A 15,859-nucleotide genomic window follows, 5' to 3' on the forward strand; every position below is an offset into this window, starting at 1 on the left:
TGCGGTAGCATTTTCGAGGAGTCCTTCGTGCCTTCCACGCAAATCAACAGGGTTATAAAATCAATAGTACACCTCTCTTGACACACCCAAAAAAGAAAAATATTTAGTAGTTAAATCTATATTTAAACTAAGAGTATCGAGAAAAATGAATATGGATTTGTTTCTATTAATAAATGGGTTCCTGAGGATCACCTTATCTCTCGAGCCCGATGTACACTACCAAAATTAAGGTAAAAGTGGAGCAAAGCTTTGCGGATCAAAGAACTCCATGGGCTGCGCTATTTTAGGTTCAGGGGATAAAAGAATCAAGCGAACATTATGGCCGCCTGCCACAATAGGAAAAGGATTGATGCAAACTTAGCTTGGCTAGAATAAGTGTGTGGTAATACTTAGGTTATTTACCCCCTGTTGATTACCGCGGAAGGTGCGCAGACTCCTGCGGGAGTACGGGGCAGGGGGAGACCCCGCAAGAGCGCAGCTCTGAGGAGGCTCCCCGGCACGCCCGCGGAAAGCGAAGCACCTGGAGCGGAAATCAACAGGCCTGTTAGCAGAAACAATCTTATGAAAATTTGTATTCGATAAAGATAAAACAAAAAATTGCCGAGAAAGATACCCTTTCTCGACAATCTGGGAAGAAGCTCTTCGCTTCTTCCTTTTTTATGGTAGAGGTACAATCCCTCTTGGATTTATCGCATTAACACCGTAGCCATTATATCCACCTTTATAAAGTTCGAAGTGCAAATGTACACCTGTGGAGTTACCTGTGGTTCCCATAATTCCAATTTGTTGACCTTGTTTCACAACTGCACCATTTCCAACATTTAGTGTTTTCATATGTGCATAAAGAGTGGCATATACAGCCCCATTAATAGAGTGAGCAATAATAATATAGTTACCCAAGGCTTGTCCAGTATGAGCAGCCGTTACGACGACACCATCAGCAGCTGCCCAAATTGGCACATTTGGAGCACGGTTTGCAATATCGACACCATAATGGATACCTGGGGAAAATTCTGGGCGTGATCCAAATCCAGAGGTGAATATTCCGTTAGCAGGTTGAATAAATCCGCCACTTGAAACTGGTGCCGTCACCGTACCGCCAGATTCGGATGTATTACCTGTAGCAGCTGCTGCTGCTTTCTCAGCAGCGATACGCTCATTTTCTAGTGTAATTGCCTTTTGGATGGCTGCATCTTGAGCAGCAAGTATTTGCTGTTCTTCTTCTAGTGTTAATTTATGAGTATGTTCTTCACTTACCTGCAGATCTAAAGTAGACAATAAACTATCTTTCTCCGCTCTTTGCGAATTTAATTGTTTATTCATTTTTTCTAACTCATCAAGCATCGTTTGAAGGCTTGCAAGCTCTTCTTCAACCTTAGCTTGGTTATTTTCCAGGTCTTGTTTATCTATCTCATGCTGCTTTAAAATATCCTGGTCCGCACGCATAATGGTAGCAACCGCATTAGCACGATCAATGAAATCACTAAAGTTTTCTGAACCCATTAACACATCTATGTAGCTAACTAATCCACCAGTTAGTTGATAATTTCGAGCACGGTCCTTCAAAAGTTCATTTCGTTTATCAATCCGTTCCTTTGTTACCTTAATTTCTTCCTTAAGTTTAGCAATATCTGTTTTTGTTTCTTCAACCTCGGTTGTTTTTTGATTTAGCTTTTGATGTGTATCGCCAATCGCAAGGTCGATACGTTTTATTTCTGTTTGAACATCAGCCTTCTGACCTTCTAAACTATTAATCTTTTGATTTGCATCATTAATATCCGATTTTAATTCTGACTGTTCTGATTGAATCTTACTCTGTTGGTCTTTCAAGCTAGAAATCGACTCTGCTTCAACGACTCCCCCAAAAATACTGCCTATACCCACCGTTATTGAAACAGCTAGAATTACAAATGATTTCTTCAATGTCCGATTTCTCCTTCCAATCCTATGTATCATCAGGAAGGGGCAAACTCGCCCCACTGACTTGATTTTATCTATCTACGCCCTTAAAAACTTCCTTACTGACATGAGACTACCCCATACACCAATTAAAGCGCCCATTAAAATAAGTAACCCAGAGAGCTGATAAATAAATGGCTCATAAGGTAAGATTTGAATAAAGTTTCCTACCAATTTCGGAGCTAAATATTCGTAGGCATTGTAATAGGCAATCGCGATTAAGATAATCGGTAGAATCGCGCCCAGGACACCTAGCCATAGACCCTCTAAGAAAAACGGCCAACGAATGAATGAGTTTGTTGCCCCGACCAATCGCATGATCCCAATTTCTCTACTTCGTGCAATAATGGTAATTTTGATTGTATTTGAGATTAAGAAGATTGCAGTAAAGAACAAGCCAATAATCAGGACGATTCCAACGTTTCGACTTGCATCAATAAACTTAAATAACTTCTCAACCTTACCCTTACCATAAACAGCCTTTGCGACATACTCCAATTTTTCAATTTTTGCTGCTGCTTTCATTGTGTCTGTCGGATTTTTCGTTTTTACGATAAATACATCGTTTAGTGGATTGTCTTGTTCAAAAAGCTTAAATGCGGTACCATTCTCCCCCATACTTTCCATAAGGTCCTTGAGCTCTTCCTCTTTCGCGGAGTACTCTACGCTTTTAACTTCTGAAACTCTTTCAATCTCACTTCTTAGTTTTTGCTGATCTTGTTCATTTGCAGCAACGTCGATGTGAACGCGAATTTGCACGTCCTCTTCAATGGTCTCGGCCACTTTATTAAGATTCATCATAATAACGAAAAAGACTCCGACTAAGATGAGCGTTACTGTTACGGCACTAACAGATGCAAAAGTCATCCAGCCATTTCTAGTAATACTTTTTAAGCTTTCACGGGCGTGACGGCCAATCGTTCTAATTTTCATAACCGTACTCACCTCTTTGTTCATCACGAGCAATTTTTCCGCCTTCAATGGCAATTACTCGGTGCTTGATCGTATTAACGATTTCGCGATTGTGTGTCGCCATGACAATGGTTGTTCCGCGATTATTTATTTCTTTAAAAATATTCATAATTTCCCATGATGTCTCAGGGTCAAGGTTACCTGTAGGCTCGTCCGCAATTACAAGTTTAGGAGTATTAACAATCGATCTTGCAATCGAAACACGTTGTTGTTCTCCCCCGGAAAGCTCTGTCGGCAGCATTCTTGCTTTATGCTTAAGGTTTACAAGTTCCAGAACTTCCATCACTCGCTTTTTTATAACCTTTGGAGGCACTTCAATTACTTCTAAAGCAAAAGCTACATTCTCATAGACAGTTAGCATCGGAAGCAGTTTGAAGTCTTGAAAGACAACGCCAAGATTCCTGCGAAAATGGGGAACCTTCTTGGCCTTTAATTTTGCAACATTCACGCCATTCAAAGTAATCGTTCCAGAGGTTGGAACTTCCTCACGGTACATCATTTTTATAAATGTCGATTTACCTGCACCGCTCGGACCGACTACATAAACAAACTCACCCTGATTAATTCGTACATCTATCCCATTAATAGCCGTAACCCCATTTGGGTACTTCTTAAATACCTCTTGCATTTCTATCATATAAAATCACCTATCGTATAGTTTATTTTCAAATTAAACAATTCGACAAAACTATTTATTTTCTTGCATAAAAACAAAATCCTTAGACAAAATGTGCAGGATTTCGCATAAACTTATTATACCATTCTATATCACTATTAAAAGCGATAAAAATATTACAGTTTCTTTTCAAAACCTTACATAAACTGACATATCTATCCTCTGATTCCTTTCGAGGGGTTCGACAAATAAAAATATGCCAATCGCCCGTTGTTTAGGGGCGACTGGCATAAGTGAGCACTGTCTTAAAGGAGTTTTAAGAAAATAAAAAACGTTCTGATTAATTACAGAACGTCTTAATACAAAAAATATTTATTTTTTAGTTGCAAGCCAATCTGCTACTGCATCAAGGTCATCACCTGAAATAAGGTTTGGTGGCATTCCGCCTTGACCATTTTTAATGATTCCTGCAATCTCATCCTTCGACTTACTTGCTCCAATTGCAGATATGTCTGGACCCATTCCGCCAGTTAAATCTCCACCGTGACAGCTTGAACACTTTTGAGAGTATATCTTTTCTGCATCCCCAGCTGATGCTGTGTCAGTGCCTTTTCCAGCTTCATCATCGCCGCCTCCGCAGGCTGCAAGACCCAGTATAAGTGCTGTACCCAATAACATTTTCAGTAGTTTCTTCTTCATAACTACTCCCCCTTCAGAAAATATTTCCATACGCATTTAGTATACCAGTTTTCTATGCGCGTTTAAAACCCTCTCCTAGCACTTCCGCAGCATCCATAACCACGACAAACGCAGAAGGGTCAAGAGATTTAACCAATTGTTTCAATTTTGTGAACTCTCTTTGATCGACCACACACATGAGGACAGGACGTTCATCATCAGTAAACCCACCGTATGCTGATAGTTTTGTCACACCACGGTCAATTTTATTCAAAATTCCTTCACGAATTTCTTCTTGCTTATTCGTAATGATCATTGCCGTTTTCGATCGACCAAAACCAATCTGAATGAGATCAATCGTTTTACTGGTAACATAAAGTGCAATTAACGCATAAAGCCCTCGTTCAATATCAAAAACTATCGCTGCTGCAATGACGATTAGTCCATCAATCAAAACAACACAGGTTCCAAGTGTTAAGCCAGTAAATTTATTAATAATCTGAGCAGCCAAGTCCGTTCCACCTGTAGAAGCATTTCCTCTAAATACAATTCCCAATCCAAGCCCCACACCAATTCCGCCGAATAAAGAGCTCAATAATGCATCATTCGTCCACGGTTCAATATCTTTTGTAATAAAAACAACAAAAGGTAAAAAGATTGTCCCTACAAGTGTTTTTACCCCGAATTGTTTTCCCAAGAAAATTATTCCGGCAATAAACAGTGGAATATTAAAAGCCCACTGAACATACGCCGGCTCCCAGCCTAACACACTAACTAAGATGGTACTAATACCGCTAACCCCTCCAGAGGCTATTTGGTTGGGAAGTAAAAAAACATTAAATGATAATGCTATAATTGCTGCACCAACCAATACATTTACATATTCAAACACATGGTCAAATCTAGGATTTTGACGATGTCCTCTTTTTCTATTCATACTGTATTTCTCCTCATATTCCCATATTCTAAAATAACTTTCCATACTAACCGAAGTGAGTATAGCATGGACATTTTGTGCTGTAAATGCCAGTAAAGTGACGCATTAAAGTAAAACTACAATTCGTGGATATATTCCTCATTGAAGGATTTTTATTATCATTTGTTAATGTTGTGATTTTCATAAGGGAATCTAAAAAATGATGTTTTTGGTTATTCTAAAGATGGTATAATGTCGAAAAGAGGAGGTGAAAATGATGGAGCAAATGTTAATGCAAATGATGGATCAAATGAACAAACAATTTGAAAAAATTGATGGCCATTTCGATAAAATTGAACTTCGATTAGATGGAATTGATCAACGTTTGAATGTGATGGATCAACGCTTTGATGGCATGGATCAACGGTTTGATGGCATAGATCACCGATTAGACAAGGTAGAAGCCAGCATTGAGTCCCTTAGAGAAACAGTTGAAAATAATGCAACTGAGTTTAGAAGCCATTTCAAACATATTGAAACGAAGCTTGAGCACCATGATAAAATGTTTGCATTGTTACCTAGGAATTAGTTAGTAAAAAGTCTAAAGTAACCTTTTACTTCCTTTCACCAAAGACATTCCCCGTAAATACTTATCATTACCCACACTGCATGATTGGCAAATTAAAATCCAAAAATATAAGCCTTTGCCGAATCATATGGCAGAGGCTATAAAAATGTTATCAAACATATACATGGCATCTAGACTTTCATCATAAATATCGTACATTTCCGTAATCTCATTCTTTATTAATTCGCTTCGCCCTCAAACTCACCCTGTTGATGACAAAATTCACAGTATACATCAGATGGTGCTTTTGATTTTCCCTCAACTGGCTTTTTATTATCATGACAGACAAAACAGCTTTTTCTTTCTTCTGGTGTTCCTGAATTAAGACGATGTTTGTCATATAACCATGAGTAACGGTCCATGTGATTATCAGGCATAGTAGCATGACACACGTAACAGAAATAATTGCTGCTTGTTTCTCTCGTAACTGAATGTCCATCCTTATTATTTACTCCTGGTTGTTTTTTATCTGCCAATAATGTTCTAATATCTTGTCGTTCCAATGTTTTGACCCATAAGGAATTTTTATGGCAGTTGAGGCAAGCTTCCAGCTGTTCAATTGCGTTGTTACCATGATTATCTGACCAGTCCTTTTTATCATGATTTTCAGGTACTTTGATTTGCTGATGGCAGGTAACGCACTCCATCGAAAGCTTTACATCTGTTTGTTGCTGGCCTAGTGCTTCGAGGATTGTTTTTTGGGTATTCTTAGGTAAATTTCTCTCTAGCACACCTGCATTTGCCTCAGGAGAATCAATATTTTCTGTAGATACTTCCTTGACCGTTCCCTGTTCCTTGAAATGGTTATTTTTGGGTAGAATATAGGCTGTATCCTTCCAAGGCTCTTTTCCTTGATTAACCTTATCGTGACAATCAATACAGGTCCCCATATTAGGCTTTTCATATTCTTGACCCATTAATTTTTTGGTGTTTTCCTTTGTCCAAGCTGCATATGTAGATGAGCCGTTAATACCCCTTTCTACAATCTTAGCGTGTGCCACTCCGCTGTGACAGCTGATACAAGGAATTCCTTTATCCACATGCTCGTTGTGATTAACGATTAAATCACCAGTTGCAGTGACTAATCGATTTCTCGAGTGGCATTGTTCACAGCTCTCATTTGTTACAGCTACTGTCTGTACGATTGGGTCTGGCGGCCCCACAATATGAAAGTAAACTTCTTTAAGAGATTCTACTTTATGTACAACTAAGTTTTTTATACCTGGTTCAATATGGCACTGTGTGCATTTTATTTCATTGTGGGGACTAGCCTGAAACGTGACATGCTCAGGTGCCATCTCATGACAATTTTCGCAGAAGGATGGTGTTGAGGTATAGGTGATGGCTCCATATAATATACCAATCATGGTAATAAAACATCCTATAGTAACACCTAGCAGTCTCCATCTTTTCAATGTTTTCTTATTTCTTATCTCTTCCCTGTTAGTTTCCTGTGACTTATCCCAGTCAGATTCTTGTTCAGTTTCTTTTTTGTTATTCTTCCATAATTTCATACTAATCACCCTCTTACTAAACTATTTTACCAAAATCCCCTTTTGTCAGATAGATATTTCCAAGGATAATTGGTACGAATTTAGGTCTAAAGTCATTCAAGAAATTAGTAATATTTGCCCGATTTTAACATTGAAAATGTTATTTTAAAATATTTTTACTCCCATTGAGTTATGTATCCATTTAATAAAAAAGGGAACCTTGCCACTCATTCAGCAAGTTTCCCTTTTTTATTATGAAATTCTTGAACGAAGGTAAGCATCAATAAATGGATTGATATCTCCGTCCATTACAGCCTGCACGTTGCCGCTCTCGGTACTTGTTCTATGGTCTTTTACCATCGAATAAGGGTGAAAGACATAGGAGCGAATCTGACTGCCCCAGCCAATTTCCTTCTGCTCGCCACGGATTTCTAACAGTTCTTTTTCCTGCTGTTCAATTTCGCGTTGATACAGCTTTGCTTTAAGCATCTTCATCGCTGCCTCACGGTTCTTAATTTGCGAGCGCTCATTCTGACAGGTAACAACCACATTTGTTGGCAAGTGCGTAATCCTTACAGCAGAATCCGTTGTATTAATATGCTGTCCACCCGCGCCACTGGCTCGGTACGTATCAATTTTCAAATCCTCTGTACGGATATCAATTTCAATCTCATCATTAAACTCAGGCATAACTTCACATGATACAAAGGAAGTATGACGGCGACCAGATGAATCAAATGGTGAAATCCTAACCAAGCGGTGGACACCCTTTTCAGCCTTCAAATAGCCGTAAGCATTATGTCCTCTAATTGCCAAGGTAACACTTTTTATCCCCGCTTCATCTCCAGGAAGGTAATCAAGAGTTTCGACCTTAAAACCCTTTTTCTCCGCCCATCTTGTGTACATCCGCAATAACATCGAACCCCAGTCCTGAGACTCTGTTCCACCTGCACCAGGATGCAGCTCTAAAATCGCATTATGCTTATCATATTCTTCACTTAACAGCAGCTGAAGTTCAAAATCGTTTAGCCTTGTAGTCAGTTGGGTAAGTTCTTCTTCAAGATCTGCCTGTAATTCAGCATCACTTTCTTCCCTCACAAGCTCATAAGTCAAATCAAGATTTTCATACGATTCCACTAACTCACGAAACTCATTTACTTGATCCTTAAGTGCATTTGCTTCATTGATAACAATTTGCGCCTTCTCTTGATCATTCCAGAAATCAGGCTGAAGCATCTCATCATCGAGCCCGGCAATACGTGCTTCCTTATTCTCTAGGTCAAAGAGACCCCCTAAAGTCGGTTAATTTTTTAGCTGTTTTTTCAAGTTCATTACGGATTTCTGATATTTCCATTTCCATCACCTCTATAAAAAATTGCAATCTGTTATTAGTATATAAATATGTCATTTACAGGTTCCTTATCCATTATAGCTTGTATAGAGTAGATATTTCAAAAAATGATTTAATTTATTGGTAAAAAGGGCTTGATTTGGATGGTACGCGGAATCAATGGAATAAACAGCGGAATGTAGGCAGATTTTCGCAGGATAGTAGTGGTAACACGCGGAATCAATCCATAATCTCGCGGAATCAGACCTCCTACTTCTATTAAAGATGGGTAATCTTCTGAATAAACGTATTCTTTAAAGCCTTTTTAAATAGAAAATCAACTACCCACTAGAAAACAACACTTATCAACAACTGGTAAAATGAATTCGAAAAAAACACCTGATGAGTTGTGGGTAAGTCAAGATATTCACATGTTTTTAATTATTTTAGTAAATATTTATCCACATATCTACATATACAACAAACTTATCTACAGAATTTATTATCTTCCTTACCAAGGTATTTACTTATCCACATGTTTCACAATATAAACGAGAGGACGAATCCTCTCGTTTTTATTGTGAAATTTGAGTTAACTTTAGTCTAATGTGCCGGAATGTTTATGTTAGGAAGTGGTTCCTTATGACACGTAGAACAATCCATGTGCTGATTTTGATGGATTGGATCAGTATGACATGTTTGACATGCCTTATCGTTATTGGCAATTGCGTTGACCACAACTTGATTCTGACTATCATGACAATTAGCACAGGTTACATTTACTGCTTTGTGTGCTTTGGTTAGTGTATTGGTATGGCAGCCTACGCAGTTACTGTCCATCTGTTCATAAACGTGAAGTTCATCGTGTGAAGCTTCACCATGACATGCTGAACAAGAAGTATCCTTCTCACTGATTGCTTTCACGACTTCAGGAACCGAACTTTGGTGACATGTATTACAGCTGATAGGGTTACCATCCTTTTCGGTCCGATCATCACGGGCATGTTCGTGGGTGAGAGATTGTGCATGGCACTTTGTGCAGGAATCGTCGGAGGTTTTGTGGAGTTCTGGGATGTCGTGGTTGTTTAATATTCTGGTTGGCTGCGCTAAGTAACCTTCATAACCCTTTACACTAACCCCTGGCTGATGACAGATTATACAATCATTCATCTCACGATTTCCGGTTACACGAAGCGGGATAGCAGGGTCAAAATTTTTAGGTTGATAATGAATCGTTGGTGTTGATCCATGAGGAGCATAGGCATAGGCACCTTCATCTGGGTCATCATGACACTGACTGCATCCTGCCTCCACAGTAATATAATTGTGACAGTTTGCACAACGGTTTCTGGAATGCGTTCCTCCAAAGCTAAGAGATTTATGAACATCCTCTAATACTCCATTTGATCCTGTATAACTAGAAGCATCATGGCATGCTATACAAGCTGTATAATTGGAATCACTCATATCTGGATAGGTATTTACATAAAATCTCCACTCTTTTTCCGTGGAGTACCCTGATTCATTTACAGTTAAATTAACAGTATGGTTACTTTCATTTTTTAAATCTTCTGTTGGTGTAAAACTTACTAATCCAGAATCTTGATCGTAATTTGGACTTACTACCTTATCATCTACCTTCAATACAATGGATTCAAGCTTTACTGAACCATTTGGAGATTTTACAACCGCTGATATAGTTGGTTTTAAATCCGTCACACCATACTTAATCGGATATACATTGGAAATTACCGGCTTTACAGACACAGAAAAATTCCATGTGCGAGTGATATGGTTACCGAGTTCATCTTCCTTGTATAATTCTAAAGTGTGGCTGCCATTAGAAACCATTCCCTCGTATGATATATAAGCTTTATTTCTTGAAGTTATAATGTAATTTCCATAATAGCTATCAACGTAGCCTTCAAACCTAAAATCAAAAGGTAAATCTTCACCATCCAATTTTAATGTTACATTGTCCTTAATATCTACTAAATCCTTTAACTGCATATTTATCCTTAGGGGGCCATCAGTGATGGCCGTACCATCCTTAAAACCATTAACGAGCTCTGGTGCAACAGAATCTACGATGAAGTTCCAAGTTTTTATTCCTTTATTTACTGCGCTATCCATTACTTCAAGTACGGCCGTATAGCTGCCTGTTGTAAAGTCATGATTATAGGTAATCACCCCAGTTTCCGTATTGATTTCCTGCGGGCTTTTAACTACGTTATTTATCTTAAGCTGAACAGTGTCCCAATCGACTGAAGTATTATCACTTACCACCATGGTTAGTTTGTTTAAAGTAGTTTGTTTACTTTTATTAGCAGGGCTGATGTTGTTAATCTTAGGAGGCTCCTTTACGGTGAAGCTCCAGGTGTCACTAATTATATTCGGTGTGCTAGACTTATCTTTGATACTGACCTCAAGCTTGTTTACACCATCTGTAAGATTAGAAGCATCAAAACTTATCGTTCCTTCCCTGCGGTCACTAATTCGCCATACGCGTCCTTCGTAATAATCATTCACCCAACTGCCCTTATAAAAAAAGGATGCATCTACTTGGTTACCATTTATCCACAACATTACACTTGAATCATTTAACTCATTGACGCTTTTTACATAAACCGATATTTTTGGATTAGAGACGGTGATTGTTGAGTTTTTGGCAGGATAGTGATTCGTATAGTAAGTATCAACCGCTGAAACATTAAAGGTACTTAAAATTAAAATTGTAGAAAAAAATAAGATGAAAATAAATGATAGTTTACTTTCTAATCTAAAACTTCCCACTTGTCGAGACATTTTTATACTCCTCTCTATAATCTCTAATAAAAATCATCTTTAACTATCATCGTATCCCTCCCTCAAACCATACTAAAAAAAAAACAAACAGACCTAATTAATAGATCTGTAATCAGCAAGTTGTATATAAAACTTTTATAAACAAAAAGAACAAACTCGTTCTTATTTAAGAACATTATATCATAAAAATTCATTAAATGAATAAGTGTTTGCAATAAAAAAAACCGGGAAGAATAAATCCTCCCGATTTCAATTATTACTCTGGTACCATTCCTGTTTTAGGTGCATGTGCAGCACTTAAGGCTCTTTCAACCTTATTTGCCCCTCTTCCATGACAGAATGAGCAGGGCTCGCTTGGATATGCTGTATGTTCTGGACGAGTTGACTCATACTTCTTACCTTCGACCCCATAAACGGCAGTTTTACCATCACTGTGACATGCCAAGCAGAAATCACGTTCCTTTTTATCAGATAATAATTTAAACTCGATCTCCTTGCCACCAATATTAACTTTTACAACTTGACTATCTGGTTCTGTTTCATTTTTATCCTCGGCAGTAAAGGACTTTATATTACTATGTCCTAACGATGTATTAAGTTGCTTAATATTGTTAGACCCATGTGTATCATGACACTCTGCACAAGGAAGGTGCCCCGCTAGCGGACTGCCATCCTGCGCTTTAATAATATGCTTGGAAAATTGCATCTCGTCTGATGTAAACTCCCTATCGGAGTAAGATAATTCAGGATTTGTTTCATAATTTTTTTTGGTTTCTTCGGTCAAATTATTGTAATAGCTTGCGATATCCGCAATTTTACTATATTTATTTTTGGTATTCAAATTATGACATCGAAGACAGAGATCAAAATCTTCATAGATTCCGATTGCACTAATATTCTTTTTATATTGGAAGACTCGATACTCTACGTCTACTTCAGATTGTGCAAACAGTTCACCAAGACCGGATTCATGACAGGACTCACATAATTGTTCTTTGCTATTTATTTTTCCAACGGGCTTGTCGTCCTTTAGGATACCAGAATCATGCGTATAAGTAATTTGATCGGGTGCTAAATTAGGATTACCTTCTGAACTCTCATTATGTGGACTGTGACAACTTGCACAGGAGCTGCCGCTCGGTTTTCCTGCAATATCAATTGCTGCAGAATGCTTGTGTCTAGCTTGGCTATTTTCAGGCATAGGTGCAACTGTACCATCATGACAGGCCATGCAATAATCATCCACATGTTTATCAGTATTACCATTTTCACTATTCTGTTTCTGTTCTAATAGGTTTTGATTCCTTGCTTCGTGTGTATTATGGCAATTGACACAGACATTCACATTATCTGCATAAGCTGCATGAGGACTTTCCCGGTGAACTTTTTCACCATTTTTTCCGTTATAATCTATTTCATAAAGCTTTTGTCCACTTTCTGCATCTGTAATTGGTGGAGTGCTTTCCGTCGTAAATGACCAAAACTTAGGAAAAGCACTGTTACCTGCAGAATCAATAACTCCTAACGGACTAATAAAAACATTATATTTCGTACTCCTTGTTAAAGGCTTTACTGAAGGTATAAATGAAATTTCTTTTGTGTCCGAGTTATATTTGATGTCTCCCGGAACATCCTTACCATTACTTGTAACACTGATACTTTTGTCAATGTCTACTTCCTTTAATGCATTGGCATCTGAAACCCTAAATTTTATTTCCGTGTCTATTGAAACTTGCGTCATATCCTCTGTATAAGCTGGAACAATACTACCCAATACAATAGTTGGACGTAACGTATCTTTAGTATAAGTAATACCTTGCGGTGTTCCGACATTCCCAGCTAAGTCTATCGCTCTTGCATAAACGGTTTGAGGGCCTTCTGCCAGCTGCGGATTAGTATAAATCCATTTCTCACTACTATTTTTCTCGACAGTTATCCATGTACTAGAAGCCTCTTCAGTACAATCTTTCAAACAAATTTGCACAGTTGCATTCGGTTCAGTAATTAACTCAATCGAATGAGAATTTGAGAAGCCACCTTCATCCAAGTCTTTAAACTTTATGGCGGGTGGAAAATCAATTGTAAGATTAGTTATAGTCGTGGAGGCAACAGTTATCCCGTCAGCATCGACAAGCCTAGCTTCTATATTATGTGTGCCTTCTGGAAAAAAAACATCCGTAATACTCCAGCTATTCCCGTTTACAATGTATGATGTACCTTTTTTCTCCGCACCAATAAAAATGCTAATAGTCATCCCTGCTATATAATTTTCAACTGTACCGGAAATAATTACGTTAGCTACGTTTGAAAACTCATCCGATTTTGGAGAAGTGATCGTTATCTTAGGCTCGGTGCCAGTAATTCCTTCACTATTAACGCTTGAAATTGGTAACCATTGTTGGGGACCTAACATTTGAATACATAAAACAAGTATGACAAGTACTTGAAATTTGGTCTTATTTAGAAGGCTTCTATACCTCATTTAGCACCTCTCATTTCTACTATATTTGCAGTGGCAAAATGTTGTTCTCTCAATATATATTCTATTCCTATTTAAGGGAAGGTTCTAGAGAATGGGGAGATAATTCAACAAATATTCATATATATAATGTTAAAATATAGATTACTATTCAAAGGAAATAACTACAAAGTCAAGGCACTAATATCATATTTTGTAAATAGATATATTTGACAATTTTATGACTGAAATGTTAAAATTACAGCAAATAATAAGGTGCTATGCCGAAGCATAACACCTTATTCCATGCTATTTACTCTTTGAGCTAATAATTAGTTGCAGCTAATTGTTAGCTTATTTTATTAATTGCCTGTTGGCATTCCATTTGGGTGATCAGCACGACGCTCAGCGTTCTTAATTGTCTCAGCATGAGAGCTGTTGTGACATGCCCAACATACTGACATGTTAGTGAACTTCTTAAGAGCTGAAGAAGCGTTGTTGTCTTGCATGTAACCAAGAGCTCCAGTCTCATCACCTACAAATGCTCCACCTGTTGCAGTTAAGTCAGCAATCGTCTTACCCTGAGCATCCTTCATGATGTAAGCATCAGTACCATGAGAGAAGTGGCAGCGTACGCAAGTGTAGCTATCGCTGTTTGTGCTGTGACGGTATGCAGCAGTTTCATCGCCGAAGTGAGAACCACCACTAGTACTGTTTGAAACTAAGTAGTCAGTATGACAAGCTGCACAGAATTTAGACATTTGAACACCGACGTTTTTAACAGTACCAGCAGATACTGTGTAGCCAAGGTCTTTTAATTCTTGTTCAGATTTACCGCCAAATTGAGCGATAGGGGCACCACTCCAGAAAGCGCTTTGTACTGTGTGGTTATATGGTCCCTCTTGGGCCATTTGAACCACTACAGGACGAGCGATGAAACCTTTACCAGCAGTTTTAAGTGCATCAGCACCTGCAGTAGAGGTAGAGTATGCTTCAGCATGTTCGTAATCGAAATAAACACCTGAAGTTGAACCGTAAGCAGCAATTATATCATCTGTAGTTTCAGGAGTAGCATCTGCTTTAACTAAACGTGACCAGTAAGATAGACCATTTGTACGACTGTCATAACCATATAACCATGGTGCAGTAGATTTTGTGTAAGCAGAAGCACCTTTGTTATATTGAGCTACGGTTACTTTACCATCAACATCTTCTGTACGTAGTAATACTACAGCAGGAGCTGAAGCATCAACAGCTGGTAATGCATCCACAACAGGAACGTTTTCTAATTGGTTACCACCTTTAGAAGCTGGCATTGAAGCAATTCCGTTTGGATTGTATTGTAATAAACGGTCAGAGTAAGATCCGTGTGGAGCGTGACAGCTTGCACAGTTGAATTTTTCTCCCCACATTGTGCCTCTAATTTTGTCATCAGATGTGTCCGCATCAGTTTGGTCAGCTGGATTTCCACCAGGAGCAGCACTGATATTCACAGAATCGTTAGACATATGCATAGAAGAACCGTGAGAACCTCCGAAAGTACCCGCTCCAGTCGCAGAAGCCGATTCACCTGGAGTAAAAACGTTTAAGAATCCTAAAGTACCATCATGACAAGCAGTACAAGTATTATAAACACCATCAGCAAATAACAATTGATCGCCTTTTGCAGTATGTGTTTGGTGACAGCTTGCACAAGAGTTTGTATTATTTTGATAAGAAGTGTGAGTCTTATGACCTTGTAAATTTTTAATTACCGTACCAGCAGTGGTACCGTCATTTGTGTCAACACCCTCAGCAGTTTTGTTTGCGTTCTGGTTTACAGGTTCAGCTGTTCCTGGAACCATTGGACCTTCTGCAGAAGCTGCGATTGCAAATATGCCAAACAGCATAAGTGCAAATAAAAAGCTTAAACTAAACTTTTTCATTCTTAAAACCTCCCAAATTTCTCTCTCTTTTTCTCTCTCTTTTTTCTCTCTTTTTCTTTGATTTGTTATGAAAAAACAA

At 38.3% G+C, this 15,859-nt stretch carries 11 protein-coding genes; 1 reads left to right on the plus strand and 10 read right to left on the minus strand.

Annotated elements, in window-relative coordinates; all coding sequences use genetic code 11:
- Positions 1-657 precede the first annotated feature (657 nt).
- The 5 genes from NSS81_RS08090 to NSS81_RS08110 form a co-directional block, all read right to left on the minus strand.
- Positions 658-1,923 carry a peptidoglycan DD-metalloendopeptidase family protein gene (locus tag NSS81_RS08090; protein ID WP_342432992.1) on the minus strand — a complete coding sequence of 422 codons (1,266 nt, stop codon included), beginning with the start codon at positions 1,921-1,923 and terminating at the stop codon, positions 658-660.
- Positions 1,924-1,998: 75 nt separating this feature from the next.
- Positions 1,999-2,892: a permease-like cell division protein FtsX gene (gene ftsX / locus NSS81_RS08095; RefSeq protein WP_342432993.1), complete on the minus strand. Its 894-nt coding sequence runs from the start codon at positions 2,890-2,892 to the stop codon at positions 1,999-2,001.
- Positions 2,882-3,568 (minus strand): cell division ATP-binding protein FtsE, encoded by a 687-nt coding sequence (gene ftsE / locus NSS81_RS08100; protein ID WP_342432994.1) that lies wholly within the window; start codon positions 3,566-3,568, stop codon positions 2,882-2,884. Before ftsE ends, ftsX begins: the two co-directional genes overlap by 11 nt.
- Before the next feature lie 351 nt (positions 3,569-3,919).
- Entirely contained in the window at positions 3,920-4,246 is a 327-nt protein-coding gene (gene cccB / locus NSS81_RS08105) for a cytochrome c551 (RefSeq protein ID WP_342433971.1), read from the minus strand.
- Positions 4,247-4,298: 52 nt separating this feature from the next.
- A complete protein-coding gene (locus NSS81_RS08110) occupies positions 4,299-5,162 on the minus strand; it encodes a YitT family protein (protein ID WP_342432995.1) in 864 nt (287 codons plus the stop codon).
- Positions 5,163-5,415: 253 nt separating this feature from the next.
- On the opposite strand from NSS81_RS08110, the gene NSS81_RS08115 reads away from it, so the two are divergent.
- Positions 5,416-5,730: a hypothetical protein gene (locus NSS81_RS08115; RefSeq protein WP_342432996.1), complete on the plus strand. Its 315-nt coding sequence runs from the start codon at positions 5,416-5,418 to the stop codon at positions 5,728-5,730.
- A gap of 218 nt (positions 5,731-5,948) precedes the next feature.
- Here the strand turns inward: NSS81_RS08115 and NSS81_RS08120 are convergent, their stop codons facing one another.
- The 5 genes from NSS81_RS08120 to NSS81_RS08140 form a co-directional block, all read right to left on the minus strand.
- Positions 5,949-7,283 (minus strand): NapC/NirT family cytochrome c, encoded by a 1,335-nt coding sequence (locus NSS81_RS08120; protein ID WP_342432997.1) that lies wholly within the window; start codon positions 7,281-7,283, stop codon positions 5,949-5,951.
- 231 nt (positions 7,284-7,514) lie between these two features.
- Positions 7,515-8,616, minus strand: a protein-coding gene (gene prfB / locus NSS81_RS08125; protein WP_342432998.1) for a peptide chain release factor 2 whose coding sequence is annotated in 2 segments (ribosomal slippage) — positions 7,515-8,543 and positions 8,545-8,616 — 1,101 coding nt in all. Because the reading frame shifts where the segments join, the coding sequence is not laid out codon by codon here.
- Between the two features lie 579 nt (positions 8,617-9,195).
- Positions 9,196-11,397: a hypothetical protein gene (locus tag NSS81_RS08130; protein WP_342432999.1), complete on the minus strand. Its 2,202-nt coding sequence runs from the start codon at positions 11,395-11,397 to the stop codon at positions 9,196-9,198.
- A 256-nt stretch (positions 11,398-11,653) separates the two neighbouring features.
- Complete coding sequence (locus tag NSS81_RS08135; RefSeq protein ID WP_342433000.1) at positions 11,654-13,879, minus strand: Ig-like domain-containing protein; 2,226 nt, start codon at positions 13,877-13,879, stop codon at positions 11,654-11,656.
- A 338-nt stretch (positions 13,880-14,217) separates the two neighbouring features.
- On the minus strand, positions 14,218-15,780 hold the full coding sequence (locus tag NSS81_RS08140) for a cytochrome c3 family protein (RefSeq protein WP_342433001.1): 1,563 nt from the start codon (positions 15,778-15,780) through the stop codon (positions 14,218-14,220).
- Between the last annotated feature and the right edge of the window lie 79 nt (positions 15,781-15,859).

Source organism: Neobacillus sp. FSL H8-0543 (assembly GCF_038592905.1).
Lineage (GTDB): Bacteria > Bacillota > Bacilli > Bacillales > Cytobacillaceae > Neobacillus.